This window comes from Arsenicicoccus sp. UBA2120, assembly GCF_002330965.1.
Taxonomy (GTDB): domain Bacteria; phylum Actinomycetota; class Actinomycetes; order Actinomycetales; family Dermatophilaceae; genus Arsenicicoccus; species Arsenicicoccus bolidensis.
Map to the genome: position 1 here is coordinate 22,529 of NZ_DCYC01000097.1, position 21,894 is coordinate 44,422.

The 21,894-nt window shown below is 71.6% G+C and carries 25 protein-coding genes and 3 tRNA genes; 15 read left to right on the plus strand and 13 right to left on the minus strand.

Annotated elements, in window-relative coordinates:
- Positions 1-25 precede the first annotated feature (25 nt).
- The 6 genes from B2P18_RS16775 (at position 26) to B2P18_RS16800 (ending at position 5,694) form a co-directional block, all read left to right on the plus strand.
- The gene (locus tag B2P18_RS16775; protein WP_051274012.1) at positions 26-697 is read left to right on the plus strand and encodes a SatD family protein; all 672 of its coding nucleotides are present in this window, start codon (positions 26-28) and stop codon (positions 695-697) included.
- An 8-nt stretch (positions 698-705) separates the two neighbouring features.
- A complete protein-coding gene (locus B2P18_RS16780; RefSeq protein WP_029210777.1) occupies positions 706-1,527 on the plus strand; it encodes a hypothetical protein in 822 nt (273 codons plus the stop codon).
- A gap of 58 nt (positions 1,528-1,585) precedes the next feature.
- Positions 1,586-3,163: a protein kinase domain-containing protein gene (locus B2P18_RS16785; protein WP_286960134.1), complete on the plus strand. Its 1,578-nt coding sequence runs from the start codon at positions 1,586-1,588 to the stop codon at positions 3,161-3,163.
- Between the two features lie 185 nt (positions 3,164-3,348).
- Positions 3,349-4,416 (plus strand): hypothetical protein, encoded by a 1,068-nt coding sequence (locus B2P18_RS16790; RefSeq protein WP_156911161.1) that lies wholly within the window; start codon positions 3,349-3,351, stop codon positions 4,414-4,416.
- Entirely contained in the window at positions 4,407-4,928 is a 522-nt protein-coding gene (locus tag B2P18_RS16795) for a hypothetical protein (protein ID WP_019284953.1), read from the plus strand. The genes B2P18_RS16790 and B2P18_RS16795 overlap by 10 nt, the downstream gene beginning before the upstream one ends.
- Before the next feature lie 16 nt (positions 4,929-4,944).
- Positions 4,945-5,694, plus strand: a complete 750-nt coding sequence (locus B2P18_RS16800) for a response regulator (RefSeq protein WP_286960135.1) — start codon at positions 4,945-4,947, stop codon at positions 5,692-5,694.
- A gap of 163 nt (positions 5,695-5,857) precedes the next feature.
- Here B2P18_RS16800 and B2P18_RS16805 read toward each other — a convergent pair.
- The 4 genes from B2P18_RS16805 to B2P18_RS16820 all read right to left on the minus strand — a co-directional run bounded on the left by B2P18_RS16805 (position 5,858) and on the right by B2P18_RS16820 (position 7,416).
- Positions 5,858-5,934 (minus strand) — tRNA-Phe (locus tag B2P18_RS16805).
- 46 nt (positions 5,935-5,980) lie between these two features.
- Positions 5,981-6,057 (minus strand) — tRNA-Asp (locus tag B2P18_RS16810).
- Positions 6,058-6,134: 77 nt separating this feature from the next.
- Positions 6,135-6,207 (minus strand) — tRNA-Glu (locus B2P18_RS16815).
- A gap of 105 nt (positions 6,208-6,312) precedes the next feature.
- The gene (locus B2P18_RS16820; RefSeq protein WP_029210773.1) at positions 6,313-7,416 is read right to left on the minus strand and encodes a PHP domain-containing protein; all 1,104 of its coding nucleotides are present in this window, start codon (positions 7,414-7,416) and stop codon (positions 6,313-6,315) included.
- A gap of 65 nt (positions 7,417-7,481) precedes the next feature.
- On the opposite strand from B2P18_RS16820, the gene B2P18_RS16825 reads away from it, so the two are divergent.
- The 6 genes from B2P18_RS16825 to B2P18_RS16850 all read left to right on the plus strand — a co-directional run bounded on the left by B2P18_RS16825 (position 7,482) and on the right by B2P18_RS16850 (position 14,023).
- The gene (locus B2P18_RS16825; RefSeq protein WP_029210772.1) at positions 7,482-8,855 is read left to right on the plus strand and encodes an L-serine ammonia-lyase; all 1,374 of its coding nucleotides are present in this window, start codon (positions 7,482-7,484) and stop codon (positions 8,853-8,855) included.
- Positions 8,856-8,892: 37 nt separating this feature from the next.
- Positions 8,893-9,933, plus strand: coding sequence for an L-glyceraldehyde 3-phosphate reductase (gene mgrA, locus B2P18_RS16830; protein ID WP_286961665.1), 1,041 nt, complete (start codon positions 8,893-8,895; stop codon positions 9,931-9,933).
- A 316-nt stretch (positions 9,934-10,249) separates the two neighbouring features.
- Positions 10,250-11,101 carry a sugar phosphate nucleotidyltransferase gene (locus B2P18_RS16835; protein WP_051274011.1) on the plus strand — a complete coding sequence of 284 codons (852 nt, stop codon included), beginning with the start codon at positions 10,250-10,252 and terminating at the stop codon, positions 11,099-11,101.
- Between the two features lie 5 nt (positions 11,102-11,106).
- A complete protein-coding gene (locus B2P18_RS16840) occupies positions 11,107-12,147 on the plus strand; it encodes an NAD-dependent epimerase/dehydratase family protein (RefSeq protein WP_019284946.1) in 1,041 nt (346 codons plus the stop codon).
- Complete coding sequence (rfbC, locus tag B2P18_RS16845; RefSeq protein WP_286961667.1) at positions 12,147-12,743, plus strand: dTDP-4-dehydrorhamnose 3,5-epimerase; 597 nt, start codon at positions 12,147-12,149, stop codon at positions 12,741-12,743. The genes B2P18_RS16840 and rfbC overlap by 1 nt, the downstream gene beginning before the upstream one ends.
- On the plus strand, positions 12,740-14,023 hold the full coding sequence (locus B2P18_RS16850; protein WP_019284944.1) for an NAD(P)H-dependent oxidoreductase: 1,284 nt from the start codon (positions 12,740-12,742) through the stop codon (positions 14,021-14,023). Before rfbC ends, B2P18_RS16850 begins: the two co-directional genes overlap by 4 nt.
- A gap of 85 nt (positions 14,024-14,108) precedes the next feature.
- On the opposite strand, the gene B2P18_RS16855 is transcribed toward B2P18_RS16850, so the two are convergent.
- On the minus strand, positions 14,109-14,729 hold the full coding sequence (locus B2P18_RS16855) for a hypothetical protein (RefSeq protein WP_286961669.1): 621 nt from the start codon (positions 14,727-14,729) through the stop codon (positions 14,109-14,111).
- Positions 14,730-14,891: 162 nt separating this feature from the next.
- Here B2P18_RS16855 and B2P18_RS16860 point away from each other — a divergent pair, with 162 nt between their 5' ends.
- Entirely contained in the window at positions 14,892-15,074 is a 183-nt protein-coding gene (locus B2P18_RS16860) for a hypothetical protein (RefSeq protein WP_286961670.1), read from the plus strand.
- A gap of 5 nt (positions 15,075-15,079) precedes the next feature.
- Here the strand turns inward: B2P18_RS16860 and B2P18_RS16865 are convergent, their stop codons facing one another.
- On the minus strand, positions 15,080-15,373 hold the full coding sequence (locus tag B2P18_RS16865; protein WP_239261317.1) for a hypothetical protein: 294 nt from the start codon (positions 15,371-15,373) through the stop codon (positions 15,080-15,082).
- A gap of 62 nt (positions 15,374-15,435) precedes the next feature.
- Here B2P18_RS16865 and B2P18_RS16870 point away from each other — a divergent pair, with 62 nt between their 5' ends.
- Positions 15,436-16,167, plus strand: a complete 732-nt coding sequence (locus B2P18_RS16870; protein WP_286961671.1) for a hypothetical protein — start codon at positions 15,436-15,438, stop codon at positions 16,165-16,167.
- 4 nt (positions 16,168-16,171) lie between these two features.
- Here B2P18_RS16870 and B2P18_RS16875 read toward each other — a convergent pair whose 3' ends face one another.
- From B2P18_RS16875 to B2P18_RS16900, 7 genes are all read right to left on the minus strand, one after another.
- Positions 16,172-16,528: a hypothetical protein gene (locus tag B2P18_RS16875; protein WP_286960137.1), complete on the minus strand. Its 357-nt coding sequence runs from the start codon at positions 16,526-16,528 to the stop codon at positions 16,172-16,174.
- Between the two features lie 160 nt (positions 16,529-16,688).
- A complete protein-coding gene (locus tag B2P18_RS16880) occupies positions 16,689-17,081 on the minus strand; it encodes a DUF952 domain-containing protein (RefSeq protein ID WP_019286890.1) in 393 nt (130 codons plus the stop codon).
- 25 nt (positions 17,082-17,106) lie between these two features.
- Positions 17,107-18,018, minus strand: coding sequence for a hydroxyacid-oxoacid transhydrogenase (locus tag B2P18_RS16885; RefSeq protein WP_349677494.1), 912 nt, complete (start codon positions 18,016-18,018; stop codon positions 17,107-17,109).
- On the minus strand, positions 18,018-18,392 hold the full coding sequence (locus B2P18_RS18800; protein ID WP_349677495.1) for an iron-containing alcohol dehydrogenase: 375 nt from the start codon (positions 18,390-18,392) through the stop codon (positions 18,018-18,020). Before B2P18_RS18800 ends, B2P18_RS16885 begins: the two co-directional genes overlap by 1 nt.
- Positions 18,389-20,071: an AMP-binding protein gene (locus B2P18_RS16890; protein WP_286960140.1), complete on the minus strand. Its 1,683-nt coding sequence runs from the start codon at positions 20,069-20,071 to the stop codon at positions 18,389-18,391. The genes B2P18_RS18800 and B2P18_RS16890 overlap by 4 nt, the downstream gene beginning before the upstream one ends.
- Positions 20,068-20,739 carry a cyclase family protein gene (locus tag B2P18_RS16895; protein WP_313535057.1) on the minus strand — a complete coding sequence of 224 codons (672 nt, stop codon included), beginning with the start codon at positions 20,737-20,739 and terminating at the stop codon, positions 20,068-20,070. Before B2P18_RS16895 ends, B2P18_RS16890 begins: the two co-directional genes overlap by 4 nt.
- A gap of 36 nt (positions 20,740-20,775) precedes the next feature.
- Positions 20,776-21,195, minus strand: a complete 420-nt coding sequence (locus tag B2P18_RS16900; RefSeq protein ID WP_286961673.1) for a hypothetical protein — start codon at positions 21,193-21,195, stop codon at positions 20,776-20,778.
- 31 nt (positions 21,196-21,226) lie between these two features.
- Between B2P18_RS16900 and B2P18_RS16905 the strand changes: the two genes are divergently transcribed.
- Positions 21,227-21,733: a nitroreductase/quinone reductase family protein gene (locus B2P18_RS16905; protein WP_029210765.1), complete on the plus strand. Its 507-nt coding sequence runs from the start codon at positions 21,227-21,229 to the stop codon at positions 21,731-21,733.
- Positions 21,734-21,894 lie beyond the last annotated feature (161 nt).

Here is a 21,894-nt window from a genome sequence, read left to right on the forward strand (position 1 = left end):
CGGAAATGAGCTATTCTCTGATGTCGTGACCTCCTCCGGATCGTCCGACCCCGCGGTCTACGCGCTGCTGGGGGACGTCGTCGGGTCCCGGCGTGCCGGCAACCGGCGCGTCCTGCACGAGCACCTCGGCGCCGCGCTCCGCCAGGTCGAGCAGGTGGTGCCCGCGCTCGAGCCGCTCACCACGACGGTCAGCGACGAGTTCCAAGGGGTGTACGCCGACGTCGGGTCCGCCGTCCTTGCTTCGCTGCTCGTCCGGCTGCACACGCTGCCGCAGGTCGACGTCAGGTGTGGCATCGGGCGCGGCCTGGTGCAGGTGATCGACCACGGCCACGTCCCGCCCCTGCAGGACGGCAGCGCCTGGTGGGCCGCCCGAGAGGCCGTGGAGGAGGCCGAGCGCCGGGCCGCCTCGGCGGGCACGCGGTCCTGCCGCACGTGGTACGTCGAGGACCCGGACCGGCCCTCCGGCGCCGCAGCCACCATCCTCGCCACGCTGGTCCTGCGCGACGAGCTCGTCTCCAGGCTGGACGCGCGGCCCCTGCGGGTGCTCCTGGGGGTCATGTCAGACCTCACGCAGACAATGGTGGCCGAGCAGGAGGGGATCACGCAGTCGGCGGTCTCCCAGCTGGTGGCGCGAGAGAGCCTCGGAGCCATCAGGGAGGCGCACGAGATCCTCACCCAGCCTGCCCGCGACCGCTGAGGAGCACCATGACCTATCTCGCCGTGTGGCTGCTGGCGCTGGGAGCCGGCGACCTGGCGCGCCCCGGCGCGGAGCTTGGGGGTCGGCGGCCCTCGTGGCTGCCAGTCCTGGTCTCCGTCCCCGTGGCCGTGCTGTCCTGGCCCCTGCTCGGGCAGCGTGGCGGCTGGCACCTGCTCGCACTGCTCGGGATCGTGCTGCTGCTCGTCGTGTGGGCCCGCTCGTCGGCGGCCGCCGTGAGCAGCGGGCTCCGGGCACGCGACCACGGCGACGGCGAGGGCGACGGCGACGACCGCGCCCACGACCCCTCGGCCGCGGCCGCCGCTCTGCTGCGGAGCGCCGGACGGCACCGGCTGGTGGCCGGCGCCTCCCTCCTGGTGGGACTCGTGGCACTCTTCGCGCTGGCCGGGGTCGACGCCGCCGCCGGTGGGCCGCTGGCCCGGTGGTGGGGCTCGCTCGGCCTGCCCCGGCTCGGCCGGGTGCCGCTCGACCGCGCGCTGATGGTCCTCGCCGTGATGCTGGCGCAGATCGGCACCGGCAACGTCGTCGTGCGTCTCGTCCTCGACGCGGCCGGCGCGCACAGCCAGCCCGGGGTCCTGCGCGGCGGGCGCTGGCTGGGCCCGATGGAGCGTGTCTTCGTCGTCGGGCTCGCCCTCGCGGGCCAGGCGACCGCAGCCTCCGTCGTCATCGCCGCCAAGGGGATCCTGCGCTTCCCCGAGCTGCAGGACCAGCGCGGGCCGGGTCAACGGATCGACGTCGTGACCGAGTACTTCCTCCTGGGCAGCTTCACCTCGTGGCTGGTGGCTCTCGGGTGCGCCCTGCTCGCGCTCTGACCAGGCGCGCCGGGCCGATCGGGGCCCACGCCCCGGGCCATGCGTGACAATGGCGTCCATGAGTGGAGACATCGTCCTCGCCAACCGGTACCGCCTGGAGCGCCAGATCGGCCGCGGCGGGATGGGCCAGGTCTGGTCTGCCGTCGACACCCGGCTGCAACGCCGGGTGGCCGTCAAGACGGTCGACCTGGCGGCCACCGGCGACGAGGTGGCGGCCGAGAGGTTCCAGCAGGAGGCCCACGCCACCGCGGCGCTGTCCCACCCCAACATCGTCACGATCTTCGACAACGGCGTCGACGGCCACACGGCCTATCTCGTCATGGAGCTGCTGAGCGGGCCCAGCCTCGACGAGCTGGTCCGCGACCAGGGGCCGCTCCCGGTCGACCGGGCGCTCGCCTACACCCAGGAGGTGGCCTCCGCCCTCGGCGCCGCGCACCGGGCGGGCGTCGTGCACCGTGACGTCAAGCCCAGCAACCTCATGCTCGACGAGCGCGGCACCCTCAAGATGGTGGACTTCGGGATCGCCCGCCTGGACCAGGCTCGCACCAGCCAGCTGACGGCGACCGCCACGGTCATCGGCAGCGCGCCATACCTGTCTCCGGAGCAGGCCACCGGCGGGACGGCCACCCCGCAGAGCGACCTGTACTCCCTCGGCTGCGTCCTCATGACCCTGCTGACCAGCGAGCCGCCGTTCGAGGGCGAGCACCCTCTGTCGATCCTGCACCACCACCTGAGCACGCCCCCGCCGCTGCCGTCCGAGCGCCGCCCCGGGGTGCCGCAGGCCGTCGACGACCTGGTCGCCCAGCTGCTGGCCAAGTCGCCCCAGGACCGACCCGCCAGCGCCGCTGACGTCGCCGGCCGGATCGCTGCCATCCGCCGCGGCGCCGCGCCCTCCACGACGGTGCTGCCGGTCGCCGGAGCCGCGGCGGCCGCCACCACCGTGCTCCCTCCCGCGGTGCGGGCCCCCGAGCCCGCACCGCGCACGGTCACGCAGGCCACGGCCTACCGTGGCGAGCCCGACCGCCCGCGGCGCCGCGGCATGGGGGCGCTGTGGGTGATGCTCCTCCTGCTGGCGGCGACGGTCGGTGCCCTGTGGTGGTTCGTGCTCCGGGGGACCGGCCCCTCGACCGACACGCCCACCGTCCCGACCCCCACGGCGACGAGCACCACCGCCCGCACGACCGCCCCCACGAGGACGACCTCGGCCCCGACGGTGACCGTCACGCAGACCCCCACCCAGAGGCCGACCTCCAGTGCCCCGACGACCCCGACGCAGGAGCCGACGACCCCGACCGAGCAGCCGACGACCCCGACCGAGCAGCCGTCGACCCCGACCGAGGAGCCCAGCGACCCGGCGCCGACCTGGACCGGTTCGGCCTCCGCGGCCGCGTCGACGCTGGGCGACGTCGTCCAGGGTGCGCAGCTGTCCGGGTCCTCGGGCAAGGACGCGTCCAAGAGCCTGCGCTCGCTCGACAAGGCCATCCGTCAGCAGGATGCCGGTGCCGCGCGCGCGGCGCTGGGTGAGCTGAGCGGCGCGGTCCAGAGCAGTGTCCAGGACGGGTCGGTCTCCAGCGAGACCGCGCAGTCCATCACGTCGGCGGCCGACGTCGTGGCCGGCGCGCTCCCCGCCGCCTGACGCTGCTGAAGGCCTCAAGTGCCGCTGCTCCGAGTTGCGGGCGGCAGGTGCGATCCTGACGACGTGGCACCACCAGTCGGCGGCCTGAGCGCCGTGGCCCTGAGGGCCGTCCATCGCAACGAGGCGACGGTCACCCTCGTCGTGCGACTCACCGCGCGCCTCTGGCTGCTGGTGGGGACGTGGGGGTGGGCCGACACCCCCGGCGCTGGGCCTTGCTGGCCCTGTGCGTGGTCCACGACCTGTGGCTGTGGTCGCGGCTGCGGGCCGGGCGCGGCCCCGGGGTCCGGTGGCGAGTGGCGGCGGACCTCGTCGACGCGACGGTGTGGTCGCTGCTGGGCTGGGCGCACTACCCCCACACGGCCGCCGTGATGGTCGTGATCCCGCTCGTCGCCTTCGTGTCGGCGCGGCGCCTGTCGACCGGCCTGGTGCTGACCGCCGTGACGATCGGCGTGACGGCGGCCGCGAGGTCGCTGGTCGGCTCGGAGCCCTACCTGGTGGTCACCACGGGGTTCGTGCTGATCGGCGTGCTGCTCGGCCGGTCCCTCGTGTGGCTCGTCGCCGAGGAGGTCCGGCGTCACGAGGCCCTCGTCGAGCGCTCGGCGCAGGCGTCGCTGGCCGCCGCCCGCCTGGCGGGGCGCAACGCCGTCGTGACGGGGGTCGGTGCGGAGGCCATCGACCAGCTGCAGGTGACCATCTTCGCCCTGGGTGGCGCCGGGGTGGACGAGGCGACCGAGCTGCGCAAGGCCGTGTCCCAGCACAAGCAGCAGCTCGGCCGGGCGACCCGCGCCGAGGCCTACTACCTGCGGGACGCCTGCGACGTCTACTCCCAGGCCACCCGGTCCAGCGAGCCCGACGCCTCGCGCTTCACCTTCTTCGACGTCGACCCGTCGGCCGGCACGGTCGTCGTGAGCCGGTCTCAGGCGCGCCTGCTGTGGCAGCACCTCGCCGGACGCGGAGGTGGGGTCGTCCGGGTCCGGAGCGCGACGGTCGGCCCGAACGGGGAGGTCTCGGTGCAGGTCGACGACGAGACCGTCGTGCTGCCCGCGGTGGACGGGCAGCCGCTGTCCCTGTCGGTGACGGCGGCCGGCGTGGCGGCGATGGCGGCATACGTGCTGATCCTCGCGGTGCCCCAGCACTCCGTCGTGCCGGCGGCGATCGCGCTGCCCGTCGCCGCGCTCCTGCTCCTCTCCACGGTGGTCGCCCATCGGGTCCTGCGCCGCTGGGGACCGCCGGGGAACCCCTGGTGGCCCTGAGCGGTGCCGTGCCGATAGCCTGCCTCGGGGGACTCTGGTTCGCCGGTCACGGGCCGCGCGGGCCGGAGGACATGATGCTCAACATGCCGATGGTGGGGTGGGCGATGATGCTTGGTCTCGTCGTGCGGCCGCGACGGGCCGTCCTGGCCTGCCGCGCCGCACTGGTGCTCGGCCTCGTGCTGACCGCTCTGGCGACCGAGGGCACCCTGAGGTTCGCGATCCCCGAGCTCGTGTGGCCGCTCATGGCCTATGTGGGGTCGCAGTGCGTCAGCCGCACCCTGGACGACGCGTGCAACGAGGTCCAGGTCGAGGCCCGCGCCCAGGCGCAGGCCCGCACCGAGGCGGCCCGACGTGCGGCGGCCGGTGCCGAGCTCGACTACCTCACGACGGTCGTGGAGCAGGGGCAGCGACTGGTCGCCGGGGCTGACGCCGGGGAGCTGCGCGAGGGGGTCGCGGACGACCTGCGCCGGGTGAGCAGGCTGCTCGCCGAGACCCGCGCGAGGCTGGCATGAGGACGGGCGGGCGCGGATGAGGATCGTGATCGTCGACGACAGCCCGAGCGTCCGGGACGCCCGTCAGCTGTGGTTGCGGGAGGCGACCGACGCCCAGGTCGACGCCCTCGACTTCGAGGGTGCCCTCGCGCTCGGCACCCGCTGGGGGCAGGTCGACATCGCCGTGCTCGACGGGCACGACCGCAGGTCTCCCGAGCGCCGGGCCGCGGCGGCGCGGCGCTCGGGCGTGGACTCGATCCCGGCGCACGACCACTTCCCGGGCGCGCGGCTCGCGCAGGAGGTGCGCCGGCACACTCCCGCCGGCGTCACCAGCATCATCCTGATCAGCGCCTACGCCCGAGAGAACGAGCTGATCTCGCGCCGGATCGTGCAGGCGGGGGTCGACTACGTCTTCGACCACTTCGAGGTCGACCAGGACCGTGAGACCTTCGTGCGGGCGGTGACCCAGCCCTGGACGTTCTCCTCGCGCCGGGCCTCGATCGACTGGGCGGCCCTGGGCTACGAGCGCGCCCCCGACGTGCAGGCGGCCATCGACATCGCCGAGTCGTCGCCGGTCGCCGACATGGTGCTCAACGACGAGGCGCACGTCGCGCACCCGAGCGACGAGTGGGCGATCCGGTCGGTGCGTCACCGGCTGGGTGATGCGCTGCCGGGCGGTGTCAGCGCCGGGGCCGGTCCACGCCAGGCGCGAGCCCCGCGCAAGAGCTGGCTGTCCCAGCAGCTGGGTCTGGCCCTCGGCCGGCACCTGCCCACCGACCCCGAGTGAGCACCCCTCAAAAGGTGGGCGTCGCACTTGAGTGCCGGGCGGGATGTCATGGTGCTGCGCCGGGGCCGCGCCGACGAGGGGGATGCGCGGCCCCAGGCGCACGCAGGCGGGGGGAGCCGCAGCGAGAACGACGAAGCCGCACCCCGGTCGGGATGCGGCTTGCTGGTGGCCAGGGGCGGGGTCGAACCGCCGACCTTCCGATTTTCAGTCGGACGCTCGTACCAACTGAGCTACCTGGCCTCGCGACATCCTCAAGATATCGCGAAGTCTCTCCCGAGGGAGAGACTGGCGACCCCGACCGGGCTCGAACCGGCGACCTCCGCCGTGACAGGGCGGCGCGCTAACCAACTGCGCTACGGGGCCAAAGGGTGAGGAGTGACTACCTCAAGCACTCCGACAACTCGCTGGCCGTGACCAACTTGTCCATCGTACATGCTCTGTATCCCCAACGGGATTCGAACCCGTGCTACCGCCGTGAAAGGGCGGGGTCCTAGGCCGCTAGACGATGGGGACCCGAATCTCTCGGGCCCTCTGCCGCTAGCGCTCTAGTAGCTCGAGCCCGTCGAGGACTCCGAAAGCATAGGGGACGGCGGCGGAGAACTCCTAATCGGGTCGGAGTCAGCGTCGAGCGGCCCACTCCAGCAGGCGATCTCGCGGCCAGGTGGTGACGATGCGCTCGGCTGGGACCCCGAGGTGCCAGGCCCGCTCGGCCCCCAGCTGCTGGAAGTCCAGCTGCCCCGGCGCGTGCGCGTCGGTGTCGACCGCGAACAGGCACCCGGCGTCCAGCGCCAGCGTGATCAGGTCGTCCGGCGGATCCTGCCGCTCCGGCCGGGAGTTGATCTCGACCGCGACGTCGTGGGCGGCGCACGCCTCGAAGACGACGCGGGCGTCGAACGACGACTGCGGCCGCTTGCCTCGGCCTCCGGTGACGAGCCGGCCCGTGCAGTGCCCCAGCACGTTGGTGCGCGGGTTGCTGACGGCCGCGACCATGCGGCGCGTCATCGCGGCGGACTCCATCTTGAGCTTGGAGTGCACCGAGGCGACCACCACGTCGAGCTCTTCGAGCAGGTCGGGCTCCTGGTCGAGCGATCCGTCGTCGAGGATGTCGACCTCGATCCCCGACAGCAGCCGGAAGCTGCCGGGCACGATCTGGTTGGCACCGGCGACCACCTGGAGCTGCTTGCGCAGACGCTCGGGCGACAGGCCGTTGGCGACCTTGAGGCGGGGGGAGTGGTCCGTGAGCACCTGGTACTCCCGCCCCAGCTCGACCGCGGTCATCACCATCTCGTCGATGGGGGACCCGCCGTCCGACCAGTCAGAGTGGCTGTGCAGGTCGCCGCGCTGCAGGACGACGAGCTCCTGGCCGTCGCGGGCCAGGGGTGCGGACTCGCGCTCCTCGAGCTGGGCGAGGTAGACGGGCTCCTCGCCGCGCAGCACCGCCTGCGCGATCGCCTCGCTGCCCTTGCCGATCCCGGGCAGGTCCTGCAGCGTCCCGGCAGCGGCGCGGGTCGTCAGCTCGTCGTCGCCGAGCGCCCCCAGCGTGGCCGCGGCCCCGCGGAAGGCCTTGATGCGGTAGCTGGACTCCAGCGCCCGCTCGAGCAGGAACGAGATGCGGCGCAGGGCCAGGACGACCCCGGCGGCGTCGGGGGTCAGGGTGTCGGCGATCGGCTCGGCGGAGGCGGAGCCGTGGCGTTGGGGTCCGGTGGCGGCGGGCTTCGGCATACGGCCATCGTCGCACCGCAGGGGGTGGCTTGGCCGAGGTGGCGCGGGTCACCTACGGTCAGGGCATGGCACTGAGCGTCTTCGACCTCTTCTCGATCGGTATCGGGCCGTCGAGCTCGCACACGGTGGGCCCGATGCGCGCGGCGCTGATGTTCGTCCGGTCGCTGGAGGCGGACGGGCAGCTCGACCGGGTCACGAGCCTGCGGGTCGAGCTCTACGGGTCGCTGGGCGCGACGGGCCACGGCCACGGCAGCGACAAGGCGGTCCTGCTCGGGCTGTCCGGAGAGGCGCCGGAGCTCGTCGACCCCCGCGCCGTCGAGGGCCGTCTCGCGCACATGCGCGCGACCAAGCGGCTGGCGCTGCTGGGACGCCACGAGATCGACTTCGACGAGGCCACCGACCTCGTCATGCACCGGACCCGGTCCCTGCCCGGTCACTCCAACGGCATGACCTGCGAGGCCGTCGTCGAGGGGCTGGAGGAGCCGGTGCAGCGCACCTACTACTCGGTGGGTGGCGGCTTCGTGGTGGTCGAGGACGGGTCCGGCGGCCATCGGATCGTCGAGGACGAGACCCCGGTCGCGCACGAGTTCCGGACCGGTGACGAGCTGCTTGCGGTCTGCGCGGAGACCGGCCGCTCGATCGCCCAGGTCATGCTCGACAACGAGCGCGCCTGGCGCAGCGAGGCCGAGGTCAGGGCGGGGCTCCTGGAGATCTGGCGCGTCATGCAGGAGTGCGTGGACAACGGCATCACCACCGAGGGGGTGCTCCCGGGTGGGCTGCGGGTCCGTCGGCGCGCCCCCGAGCTGGCGCTGCGACTCGCCCTCGAGGAGGGCAACGTCGACCCGCTGCGGGGGCTCGACTGGATCACCCTCTACGCCCTCGCCGTCAACGAGGAGAACGCCGCCGGCGGACGCGTCGTCACCGCGCCGACCAACGGCGCCGCCGGGATCATCCCCGCTGTCCTGCACTACTACGTGCGGTTCGTGCCGGGTGCCGACGACCTGGGGGTGGTCCGCTTCCTGCTGACCGCGGCGGCGATCGGCATGATCATCAAGGAGGGGGCCTCGATCTCCGGCGCCGAGGTGGGGTGCCAGGGCGAGGTGGGCTCCGCCTGCGCGATGGCCGCGGCCGGCCTGGCGGCGGTGCTCGGCGGGACGCCCGGACAGGTCGAGAACGCCGCCGAGATCGGGATGGAGCACAACCTCGGCCTCACCTGCGACCCCGTCGGCGGGCTCGTCCAGATCCCCTGCATCGAGCGCAACGCCGTCGCGGCGGTCAAGGCCGTCACGGCGGCCCGCACCGCGCTGCGCGGCGACGGGACGCACATCGTCTCGCTGGACAAGGTCGTCAAGACCATGCGCGAGACGGGCGCCGACATGAAGGTGAAGTACAAGGAGACGGCCCGAGGCGGCCTCGCGGTCAACGTCATCGAGTGCTGACCCGGCACGCCCCGGCTCGGTGCGCTTGGATGGTCGTATGACGAACGCCTACCGCCCCGCGCAGGACCGTTACGACGGCGACATGCTCTATCGACGCTGCGGGCGCAGCGGCCTGCGGCTCCCTGTCATCTCGCTCGGTCTGTGGCAGAACTTCGGCACGGACCGGCCGCGCGAGACCCAGCGGGCCATCCTGCGGCGCGCCTTCGACCGCGGCGTGACGCACTTCGACCTGGCCAACAACTACGGGCCGCCCTACGGCCAGGCCGAGATCCACATGGGGGAGTACCTCCGCGACGACTTCGCCGGGCTCCGCGACGAGCTCGTCATCTCCACCAAGGCGGGCTACGACATGTGGCCGGGCCCCTACGGGCAGGGCGGTGGCGCCCGCAAGTACGTCCTCGCCAGCCTGGACCAGTCCCTGCAGCGGCTCGGCCTGGACTACGTCGACATCTTCTACAGCCACCGCTTCGACCCGGAGACGCCGGTCGAGGAGACGATGATGGCGCTGGACCACGCCGTCCGGTCGGGCAAGGCGCTCTACGTCGGGATCTCGTCATACTCCGCGGCCAAGACCCGGGAGGCCGCCGAGATCGCGAGGGCCCTCGGCACCCCGCTGCTCATCCACCAGCCGTCGTACTCGATGCTCAACCGCTGGATCGAGGAGGACCTGCTGGATGAGCTGGAAAGGCAGGGTATGGGGTGTATTGCGTTCACCGCCCTGGCGCAAGGCCTGCTCACGGAGCGCTACCTCCAGGGCGTGCCGGACGACAGCCGGGCAGCACGGGCGGGGTCGAGCCTGTCGGCGGACCAGCTCTCGGACCAGACCCTGCGGCACGTCCGGGCGCTGGCCGGTGTGGCGCAGCGGCGCGGGACGTCCCTGTCCCAGCTGGCTCTGGCCTGGGTGCTGCGCGACCCCCGGATGACGTCGACGCTGGTCGGGGCCTCGAGCGTGGAGCAGCTCGACCAGAACCTCGACGCCCTGCGGCATCTCGACCTCACCCCCGAGGAGCTCGAGGAGATCGATCGCGACGCCGTCGACGCCGGCATCAACCTGTGGGCACGATCCTCGCAAGCGTGACGGCGAGGGACGTCCTGGGGCATCGCGGGCACTACGCTGCGGGTTCGATAACTACTCTCCGCGCACGGATTGGCGCATCCTTGTGAGAAAAACCGGCTCACCCGTCAGGCTCCCGGCGGCGCACCTAGAGTCATGAGTGGCCGTGATCTCCCCGAGATCTCGAAGGGGGGCGCCGCCGCACCTGGTGCGACGGGCTCGGAGGTCGGGGGAGAGACGTGACCGTCCCGACGTCGGGACGTCCCTGTCGGTGGGGCGCGGCTGGCCCGGGCACCGGATGGTGCCGGGCGTTCTCGTCCGAGAGAAAGAAGCAGAGCACGTGACTGTCGACCACGCACAGCCAGCAGGAGCCGGGGGCGCTCCCGTGGACGTCTCCCAGATCCCCGTCGTCATCCTCTGCGGTGGCCAGGGCACCCGCATCCGCGAGGCGAGCGAGAAGCTGCCCAAGCCGATGATCGAGATCGGCGAGAAGCCGATCGTCTGGCACATCATGAAGACCTACTACGAGCACGGCTTCCGCAACTTCGTCCTGTGCCTGGGCTACAAGTCCGACGTCATCAAGAGCTACTTCCTGGACCGGCGCCGCCTCTCGGCCGACGTGGTCCTGCGACCCGGCGCGGAGCCGGAGTTCGTCGGTGGCGAGGAGATCGAGGAGGACTGGACCATCACGCTGGTCGAGACCGGCCTCGACGCCGGGACCGGCGGTCGCGTCAAGCTCGTGAGCAAGTACCTCGACGCACCCTGGTTCATGCTGACCTACGGCGACGGCATCGGTGACATCGACATCAGCGCGGAGGTCCAGCACGCCGTGCGCATGGACAAGATGGCCTGCGTGACCGGCGTCCACCCCGCGAGCCGCTACGGCGAGATGCACGTGGACGACAAGGGCGAGATGGTCACCGAGTTCAACGAGAAGCCCACCCTCGCGACCGGCTGGGTCAGCGGCGGCTTCTTCATGATGAAGCGGGAGTTCGTGGACCGCTACCTCGCCGACATCGACGAGGAGGACATGCTCGAGAAGAAGCCCCTGCAGCAGGTCTCGCGCGACGGCGAGCTCGCCGTCTACGAGCACGAGGGCTTCTGGATGGGCATGGACACCTTCCGCGACTGGAAGGAACTCAACGGCTTGTGGGACGCCGACAAGGCTCCCTGGAAGATCTGGAAGGGCTGACACACATGAAGGTTCTGGTCACTGGTACCGAGGGCTACCTCGGCTGTCTCGTCGCCGCGGAGCTCATCCGCGACGGCCACGACGTCACGGGCGTCGACACGGGCTTCTACGCCCAGGGATGGCTCTACAACGGCGTCGACCTCGGCGCCAAGACGCTCCGCAAGGACATCCGCAACCTGACCGTCGAGGACGTCCGCGGCCACGACGCGATCGTGCACATGGCCGAGCTGTCCAACGACCCGCTGGGCGCGCTGATCCCCAACGTCACCTACGACGTCAACCACAAGGGATCGGTCAAGCTGGCCGAGCTGGCCAAGCAGGCCGGCGTCTCCCGGTTCGTCTACATGTCCTCCTGCTCGGTCTACGGCGTCGCCGACGGTGTCGTCGACGAGCAGTCCCAGGTCAACCCGCAGACGGCCTACGCCGAGTGCAAGGCCATGGTCGAGCGCGACGTCCTGCCGATGGGTGACGACAACTTCTCGCCCACGTTCATGCGCAACGCCACCGCCTACGGTGCCTCCCCGCGCATGCGCTTCGACATCGTGCTCAACAACCTGTCGGGCCTCGCCTACACCACCAAGAAGATCGCGATGACCTCGGACGGCACCCCGTGGCGTCCCCTGGTCCACGCCCTCGACATCGCCAAGTCGATCCGCTGCGCCATCACCGCGCCGCGCGAGGCCGTGCACCAGCAGATCTTCAACGTCGGCAAGACCGAGCACAACTGGCGCGTCCGCGAGATCGCCGAGATCGTCGGCGCGGCCTTCCCGGGCTGCGAGGTCACCTTCGGCGACAACGCCGGGGACAACCGCTCCTACAAGGTCAACTTCGACAAGATCGCGTCGCAGCTGCCGGGCTACGCGAGCGACTGGGACGCCGAGCGTGGCGCCCAGCAGCTCGCCGAGGTCTTCACGACCATCGACCTGGACGAGGCGACCTTCACCGGTCGCGGCCACACGCGCCTGAAGCAGCTGGAGCACCTCATGCGCACCAAGCAGATCGACGACCAGATGTTCTGGACCAAGCCTGCGGGGAGCATCGTCTGATGGAGTTCCGCACCTTCGACATCGAGGGCCCTGCCCTGATCGACCTCAAGCTCCTGCAGGACGAGCGAGGCTTCTTCGCCCGGACCTTCTGCACCCAGGAGTTCGAGGACGCCGGTCTCACCCCGGCCGTGATCCAGTGCAACATGTCCTACAACTACAAGGCCGGCACGATCCGCGGCATGCACCAGCAGATCGACCCGGCCCCCGAGGCCAAGCTGGTCCGCTGCATCCGCGGCCGCATCCTCGACGTCATCGTCGACATGCGCCCCGAGAGCCCGACCTACCTGCAGCACGTCAAGGTCGAGCTCACGGCGGACAACCGTCAGGCGCTGTACGTGCCCGAGTACTTCGCGCACGGCTACCTGACGCTCGAGGACGACTGCGAGGTGACCTACCAGGTCTCGCACGCCTACACGCCCAACACCGAGCGCGGCTTCCGCCACGACGACCCGGCGTTCGGGATCGACTGGGGCCGCGAGGTCGAGGTCATCTCGGACAAGGACGCGGCCTGGCCGCTCTTCGCCGAGCGCAACGACGTCGAGAAGCCCGCGACGCTCCCGGCCCCGCGCCAGGCGCAGCTCAAGGAGGATGCATGATCATCGTCGACACCGCCCTGGCCCAGCGCGAGGCCGAGGGCAACCCGATCCGCGTCGCCCTCGTGGGCGCCGGGTTCATGGGTCGCGGCTTCGTCAACCAGGTCACCAACTCGGTGCCCGGCATGGTCGTCGCCGCCATCGTCAACCGCACCCAGGCCAACGCCGAGCGCGCCTACACCGAGGCCGGGACCTCGGAGTGGGAGGTCTGCGAGGACGCCGCGGCCGTCGACGCCGCGGTCGAGGCCGGCAAGGCCGTGATCACGAGCGACCACAAGGCCGTCACCGAGGCCGGGTCCATCGACGCGATCGTCGAGGCCACCGGCGCGGTGGAGTACGGCGCGCACGTCGTCGCCGACGCCATCGAGGGCGGCAAGCACGTGGTGCTGCTCAACGCCGAGGTCGACGGGACCGTGGGCTACGCGCTCAAGCAGCGGGCGCTGGCCAAGGGCGTCATCATCACGGGCTGCGACGGCGACCAGCCGGGCGTCCAGATGAACCTCTACCGCTTCGTGAAGTCCATCGGGCTCACGCCGCTGGTCATGGGCAACATCAAGGGCCTGCAGGACGAGTACCGCAACCCGACCACCCAGGAGGGGTTCGCCAAGCAGTGGGGCCAGGACCCCTACATGGTGACGAGCTTCGCGGACGGCACCAAGGTGTCCTTCGAGCAGGCGCTGGTCGCCAACGCCACGGGCATGACGGTCGAGAAGCGTGGCCTCAAGGGCGCCGACCACCGTGAGCACATCGACACGGCGACCAAGCTCTACGACGTCGAGCAGCTCAAGGAGCTCGGTGGCGTCGTGGACTACGTCGTGGGTGCTCAGCCCGGCCCGGGCGTCTACTGCTTCGCGACGCACGACGACCCCAAGCAGCAGCACTACCTCAAGCTCTACAAGCTGGGCGACGGGCCGCTGTACTCCTTCTACACGCCCTACCACCTGTGCCACTTCGAGGTGCCGCTGACCGTGGCCCGCGCGGTCCTCTTCGGGGACTACGCGATCACCCCGGCCGGGAAGCCCACCGTCGAGGTCATCACGGTCGCCAAGCGCGACCTCAAGGCCGGCGACACGATCGACGGTCTCGGCGGCTACGACACCTACGGCCAGTGCGAGGCCGCGGGCGTCACCGCCGACGAGGGCCTGCTGCCTATGGGCGTCGCCGAGGGCTGCGTCCTCAGGCGCGACGTCAAGAAGGACGAGTACTTCACCTACGCGGACGTCGAGCTGCCGCAGGGCCGACTCGTCGACGCGCTGCGCGAGGAGCAGGCCTCCCTGGCCTGACGACTCACTCCGTATGCCGGAGCCCGCCGCCTGCCTCGACGAGGTAGGGGGCGGGCTCCGGCATACGGGGCAGGTCGTCCGCTGGTCAGGCGATGAACTCCCGCACGGCGGCGGCGACCTCGTCGTCGAGCCCGGCCAGGAGCTCGTCGTGCGAGGTGACGCGGTAGCTCCGCGGCCCTTGCCAGTCGGCTGCGAGGACGTGGTGGCTGTCGAACCAGAAGTGGTGCGAGGGAGAGTCGTCGACGAAGAGCGTGACGGTGCCGAGCTCCTGGTCCGGACGGCCGGGCAGCGGGACGGTCTCGGGGTTGCCGACGCTCAGGTGGGCGCTGCGGGGTGCGTGCTCGGGGGCGGACTCGTCGAGCACGTGGAACTCCTCGTCGGTGTGCGAGCCGGCCAGCATCTGCTCCAGCACCACGGCCTGGGCACTGCTCGGGATCGTGTCGCGGGGGATCTCGTGGGACGTGCCGTCGACGTCGACCGTCGTGGGGTCGGTGCGCCGGGCTGACGTGGATCCCTCGGGCGTGCTCAGCGAGCAGGATGTCCAGTCGCGCACGTCCCCGGTGTGCGTGAGCAGGTGGTCGGTGCGCTGCAGCCGCTGCCCGTCGCGATAGACGAGGAGGCTGCGCAGCTGGGTGGAGGTCAGACGTCGCACGAGGGCACCGACCTTGCGTCCCCCCACGTGGAAGCTCTCCATCGAGATGTCCATGTCGCGACCGTAACCGAGGGTGACAGGGCGCCCAACCGGTGCCCGTATGTCGGTCGGGTGCCGGGCCTCGAGACGCACCTGGGCCGACACCGGGGGTGGGTGCGCCGCTTCCTCGTCGAGGTGCGAGGATGACCTGCACCAACCAGTGACGAGGAGGTCACCATGGACGAGCGTCGCGTCAAGGTCCTGGACGCCGTGGTCCGGGCGTGGACGGAGAACGGCAGCAATCCCGACTACACCGCCCAGCAGCACGAGAGCGTGCGTGTGGCGATGCCCACCCTGGCTCGCGCCCTGGACGAGCTGGTGATGGAGCTCAAGAACGGCCACCGCAGCTCACAGGGGTGAGCCCGTCACTGGGGGCGGCCGCGTCGCGTCCGCAGGAACCACGCGCCCAGTGCCAGACCGAGCGCGAGGATCACGCCGAAGAGCAGGTAGCCGAAGCTGAGGTCTCCCTGCTCGCCCTTGGTGACCGGGCGCTCGGTGGTGCTGCTGGGGGTCGGGCTGGCGGTGTCGGCGGGCACGGCGACCACGAGGCGCTGCGGCGTCGCGGACGGTGCGGCAGACGCTGCGGGGACGGTGGCGAGAGGGACGGAAGCGGCCAGGGCGGTCACGGCCGCGCGGCGCAGCCAGGTGCGGGAGGACATGTGAATCTCCTTCGGCTCGGCAGTCGTTGGTCCCGTCGCGCATACCCCGGCGGACGCGGCTCATGCCGTCGGTGACCGCCGGCGGCGGATTCGGAGAGGGTGCCGGCGGCTCGCTGGTCGTGCTCGACCGTGGCGAGGGGGTCAACGGTGAGCTGGTGCTGCGGACCGACGGGTCGGATCTCGAGGTGATCGCCAACGGGGTCTTCCTGATGGACACCCGCCTCACGGTCTCCGAGCGACTGATGGTCAGCGCGACCCTGGCCCGGGTGCCTCCCGGCGCGCGGTTGCTCGTCGGCGGTCTCGGCGTCGGGGCGTCGGTGGTGCAGGCCTTGGAGTCGGGGGTGGGCCGCGTCGACGTCGTGGAGGTCGAGGCCCTCGTCGTCCGGTGGTGGGAGCGCTACTTCCGGGCGCACTGGGGCCTGTCCGGCCGGGACCTGGACCGGCTGCGCGTCATCCGGGCGGACGTGGGGGAGCACCTCTCGACGACGCAGGAGACCTACGACGCCATCGTGCTCGACACCGACAACGGTCCCGAGTGGCTGGTCCACGAGCGCAACGCGGGTCTGTATGCCGTCCCCGCCCTCCTCGTGGCCGCCCGGCGCCTGGCGCCGGGCGGCAGCTGCGTCTACTGGTCGGCCTCACCGTCCGACGCCTTCGAGGGGCGGTTGCGGCAGGTCTACGCCGACATCGAGCGGGTCGACGTGGGGCGCTTCGACGTGGGGCGCGCGGACGCCTCGCCGGACGTGCTCTATGCGTGCCGGCGACCGCTCGACCGCTCGCCCGGTGACCGCTGACCGGTCAGTGCGGGTCCTTGCGCGGGTTGGGTAGGAAGTACCCCGCCATGGCGAACATCGTGGCGAGCATGATCGCGCCCAGCAGGTAGCCTAAGCGCAGGTCGCCGCTCTCCCCGAGGGTGCGCTGGCCGCGTGGTCGGGCGGCGGGCACCTGGGCGGGCGCGGGCGCCGGGGCCGGAGGCGGGATCGCCGCAGCGCCCAGCGCGGACGAGACGAGGCTCGACGAGGTGGAGGCCGGCGGACCGGTGGCAAGAGCCACGGACGCGGAGGCGCCGGGCACGGGTGCAAGGAGCAACGCTCCGGTGGCGAGGGTGGCGAGGGTGGCGGCGGCGAGGCGGCGCACCCGGATCGTGGACGACATGGCGACTCCTGGGGACTCGCGGCTCGTGCGCGTCGGAGCGGCTGCCCGGCGTGTACCACCAGGCCTACTCCTTCGCACGGCGAACGGGGAGTCCTGATCGATCGGATCGCCAGGCGGTAGCCGTGGTGTCGTCAGCCGGTCGCGAGGGTCGGGGACGCCCTCACCTCGCCAGCCGCAGCTCGCCGTCCTCGAAGTGGGCGGGCACGGCCGAGATCACGGCCTCCGGCGGGATGGGGCCATAGACGTGCGGGAAGGTCTCGCCGCCCTCCTCCGCCGCCTCCAGCTTGAGGTGGCTGCGGCCCAGCAGCGCCGGCTCGATGATCAGGACGACCAACGGTCCCGGCACGTCGCGGTAGAAGCGCCGGGCCGTCGCGGGAAGCTGCTCGGGGGAGGAGCAGTGGATGAACCCCTCCTGGTCGAGCGTGCGGCCGTGCGTCGACGTGGTGTAGGCGCCGGCATCCCGGCCCTCCTCCCACGCGGCGAGGGTCGTGAGGTGGCCGATGATGTCGGCGCTCTGGGGCTTGCCGGCGTTGCGCCTCGGGCGTCGGGTCATGACCCCATGGGACCACGGGTGCGGGTCACCAGTTGGCGAAGGACCCCCGGAAGATCGCCGCGACGTCGTCCTCGGTCACGTCCTTGGGCGCGGCGGCGAGCAGGCGCTGCTGCTTCATCGTGCCGCCGACGAGGTGGTCCACGTCGCTCTCGTCGTAGCCGACGGCGGCCAACCAATCGGGGATCCCGATGTCGCGCATCAGCCGGGCGAGGACGGTCGGGAGGAGGTCGGCCGGGTCGTCGGTCATCTCGGCCTGCGGGTCGAGCATGCGGGCGGCCTCGACGTGACGCTGCGGGTTGGTGTCGAAGGTGAAGCGGAAGGCCTCCGGAGCCGTCAGCGACACCGACATCCCGTGCGGCACCATCGGCTCCTCGCGGGGGTAGCCCTCCGGGTGGAAGTCCTTGACCCGGCCCGCGATCGGGTAGGCGTTGGCGTGCGGGATGTGCACGCCGGCGTTGCCGAACCCCATGCCCGCGAAGGTCGAGGCCAGGGCCATGTCGGTGCGGGCCTGCTCGTCGTCACCGTGGTGCACCGCCCGCCGGAAGGACGTGGCGAGCAGCTGCATCGCGCGGCTGGACCACATGTCCGAGACCGGGTTCGCGCCGCAGTAGGGAACGCGCTCCTCGGGCGTCTTGCGCTCGTAGGTCGTGTAGGGCCTCGCGGTCCAGCTCTCGAGCGCGTGGCACAGGATGTCCATGCCCGCGCTCGCGGTCACGCCCGCCGGCTGGGTGAGCGTGAGCCGCGGGTCGACGACCGCCATGGTGGGGCGCAGCGCGGCGTGGCTGATCCCGGTCTTGACCTGCTGCTCGAGGACGTCGAGCACGCAGATCGTGGTGCTCTCCGCGCCCGTCCCGGTGGTCGTGGGGACCGCCACGAGCGGGTGCAACGGCTGGGACGGCGCCCGTCCCTGACCGACCGGCACGTTGACGTAGTCCATCAGCTCGCCGGGTTGGTGGTGAGCAGGTTGATCGCCTTGGCGGTGTCGATGCTCGAGCCGCCGCCCACCGCGACGTAGGCGTCGAACGGTCCGGCGGCACGCGCGTGGTCGATAGCATGCTGGAAGCTCGCGTCCGTGGGCTCCACGTGCACCTGGTCGTAGACCAGCGCCTCGATCCCGAACGTCGCCATCTGGTCCGCGACGCGCTGGGGCGTGCCGGTCGCCGCGATGCCGGGATCGGTCACCACGAGCACGCGCCTCCCGCCCGTGAGGGACAGGTCGTAGCCGATCTCCTCCGAGGCGCCGTTGCCGAACTTCAGCCGGGGGGCGCCATACGTGAAGATGCTCTCGGGGTCGGCGGGGTGATAGCTCATGGTGCTTGCTCCTGCGTGTCGCGTAGCTGTCGTCGGAGGATCTTGCCGGTGGTCGTCTTGGGCAGCTCGTCGACGATCTCCACCGCGCGGGGGTACTTGTAGGCGGCCATGCGCTCCCGGGCCCAGGCCACGATCTCCTCGCCCGTGACGGTCACGCCCGGGACGAGGGAGACGAACGCCTTGACGGTCTCGCCGCGATAGTCGTCGGGCACCCCCACGACCGCGACCTCACGGACCGCGTCGTGGGAGTACAGGACGTCCTCGACCTCGCGCGGCCACACCTTGTAGCCGGCGGCGTTGATCATGTCCTTCTTGCGGTCGACCAGGAAGAACCAGCCCTCGGGGGTCATGATCCCCACGTCGCCGGTGCGCAGCTCGCCGTCGCGGATCCCCTCGGCGGTGGCCTCCGGCCGCTGCCAGTAGCCCGGCACCACCTGCGGGCCGCTCGTGGCGAGCTCGCCGGCCTCTCCCGGCGGGAGCGCCTCACCGTCGTCCCCCAGCACGCGAACCGTGGTGCCGCACACCGGAACCCCCACCGAGAGGGCGCCACTGCCTGGATCGACGGGAGCGCGCGCGCCGCGGGGCACGGCGTGCGACGGCGAGCTGGTCTCGGTCAGGCCGTAGATGTTGTGCAGGTAGTGGCCGGTGGCCGCCTCGAACCGGTCGGCCACCGCCGGAGCGATCGGCGCGCCCCCGGAGTAGATGGACCGGAAGCTCGACCAGTCGTCCCGGGCGATCCCGTCGACACCGCTCAGGGCGATGAACGCGGTGACGGATCCGACGGTGAAGGTCGGCCGGTGCTCGCGCATCGCGTCGACCATGACGGCGGCGTCGAACCGATGGGTGAGGACCAGGGACGCCCCGGCCAGCAGCGACAGGCAGACGTGCCCGACGAGACCCGTGATGTGGAACAGCGGGGCCACGCCCAGGACGACGTCGTCGGGGCCGAGGTCCATCCAGGTGCGATAGACCTCGGCGTTGACGACGAGGTTGCCGTGGGTGTTCATCGCACCCTTGGGCTCGCCGGTGGTGCCGGAGGTGTAGGTGAGGACGGCGACCTCGTCGCTGCCGGGCTCCGCCCGCGGCAGGGTGACGCCGCCGGTCGCACGCGCCCGGTCCAGGATCTCGCGCAGCGGCACCGCTCCCGCGGTCGAGGTGCCAGCCGTGGTGCTCATCACGCGGGTGTCGTCGCGCGTCTGGTCGTCGGTGGCAGCCACCGTGATCACGCAACGCACCTGGGTCGCGCCCGACCCCACCAAGGGTGCGGCCACCGACTCCCACAGCTCGTCGAGGCAGACCAGCGCCGTCGCACCGGAGTCACCCAGCAGGTAGGCCAGCTCGTCCGTCTTGTTCATGGGGTTGACCATCACGGCCACCCCGCGGGCCTTCCACGCGGCCAGCAGCGCCACGACGAACGCGGGGTCGTTCTGGGTGTAGACGGCCAGCCGGTCCCCGGCCGCGAACCCCTCGTCGACGAGGTGCGCGGCCAGGGCCGAGGAGCGGGCGTCGAGGTCTGCGTAGGTGAGGACGCCGTCGAAGTAGCGGATCGCCGGGGCGCCGCCGTCGCGGGCGACGGTCGCGGCGAAGGCCGCCAGCACCGAGCCGTGCCCGGCGTCGATCTCGGCCGGCACGCCCTGGCGGTAGAGCGACAGCCAGGGACGGTCGGTGCTGGTGGTCACTTGATGGCCATGGGGTTGACCGGCGTGCCCGCGGCCTTCGCGACCTTCAGCGGCGCCGCGGCATACATGAAGGTGAACTGCCGGTCCTGCGCGCAGTCGGCAGCGAGCTCCTCCAGGTCGCAGATCTCGGTGAGCGCCACACCCAGGTTGCGCATCAGCGCGCAGTGCAGCGGCAGGGCGGCGCCGTTGTTGGGGTCGTAGGTGATCTCGTTGGCGATCGTGTCGGTCGCCAGGTTGGGGATCTCCATCTCGTGGAACCACCGGACGAGCTCGGGGGAGTAGACCAGCCCCGGCTCGCAGAAGTCGTCGTAGAAGCGCTCGCCCTGGTCGAAGAAGTGCTTGAGGAAGTTGGTGCGCACGACGAGGACGTCGTGCTTCTCGATCGGCGTCCCCTGGTCCTCGGCGCAGGCCACGAGGTCCTCGTGGGTGAAGGTCTCGGCCGGGTCGAGCGCCTCCTTGCCGCGCCAGCGCGCGATGTCGATGAGGATGCCGCGTCCCACGACGCCCCGCTCGGCGATGGGGCCGATGCTGGCCTTGTCGAGCCCGCCGACGGTCGTCCGGGCGTCGTAGCCGTTCCAGATCTGGCCGTCGTACCACACGTGGCCGAGGGCGTCGTACTGCGTGGACCCCTGCAGGAAGGCGTCGATCTTGTCGTCGGCATAGTGCAGCCCGCCGGGGAAGGCCGGTCCGCCCGCGCCCTCGTCTCAGCTCGACTCGTCCAGGATCTGGGTGCGGACCGCCGGCGCGCGACCGGGCCAGACGGGGTCGCCCTTGGGGTGACCGATCATCCGCTGGAGGGTGAAGACCCGCCCCGACCTGACGCTCCGGATCCCCCGCATCACCTCGTCGTCGGTCAGGAAGTTCAGGGCACCGACCTCGTCGTCCGGTCCCCACCGGCCCCAGTTGGTGGGTGCGTCCTTGAGCAGCTCGTGCATGGATGGCGTCTCGGTCACGATGTCCTCCGGTGTCTCGTCGTCGAGCGACCGTGCGGTCTGCGCCCGCCGTTGGGCGCTACCAGCTAGTAGATCGTCGCCCGGCCCACCCGTCAACGGGTCGGGGTCGACCACGCGACCTCCGGACGACCCGAGCCCGGTGGCCGCCGCCGTCGGGACGAGGGGCTGCACAGGAGGATATACGTAACCGTATATTAGGGCTATGTCGCCGTCCCTGCGCCCGGTCCCCGCGGTCTCCCCGTTGTCCGCGCTCCAGGGTGCGTTGTCAGGTCTGGCATCGCTGGCGGCCGGTGCGCCCGCGGTCCTGCGCGTGCTCTCCGGGGCTCATGCCCGTCTCCTTCGGTGCTGGGACGGTCGGGTCCCCGACCAGTGGTTCGGCGCCCGGCTGCTCGTCCTGGAGACGATCGGACGGCGCAGCGGACGGCTGCGGAGCACGCCGCTGGTCTTTGTGCGCAGCGGCGAGGACCTGGTGGTCGCCGCCACGAACGCCGGTGCCGACCGGCAGCCCGACTGGTGGTGCAACCTGCGGTCCGCCGGCGAGGCGATCGTGGTCGTCGACGGGCGGCGGGTGCGGGTCGTCCCCCGGGAGAGTCACGGCGCCGAGCGAGACCGCCTGTGGGGGACCCTGGCCCGCCGCGCCCCGATTGAGGCCTATCAGCGTCGGACGACCCGCACCCTGCAGGCCTGTGACCTGCGGGTATGTCGGTAGGCCCCGTGGGGCTCGAACCCACGACCCGCGGATTAAAAGTCGTGATGCGCACGTCCTGACTCGTGCTATGGCGCGCGGTCTGGTGCTGCCTGAGCACGCACGAGGACCCCCGTATCCGGTCCTGTCTCGGACGGTCCTGACTGGCGACGTAGCAACGCGTT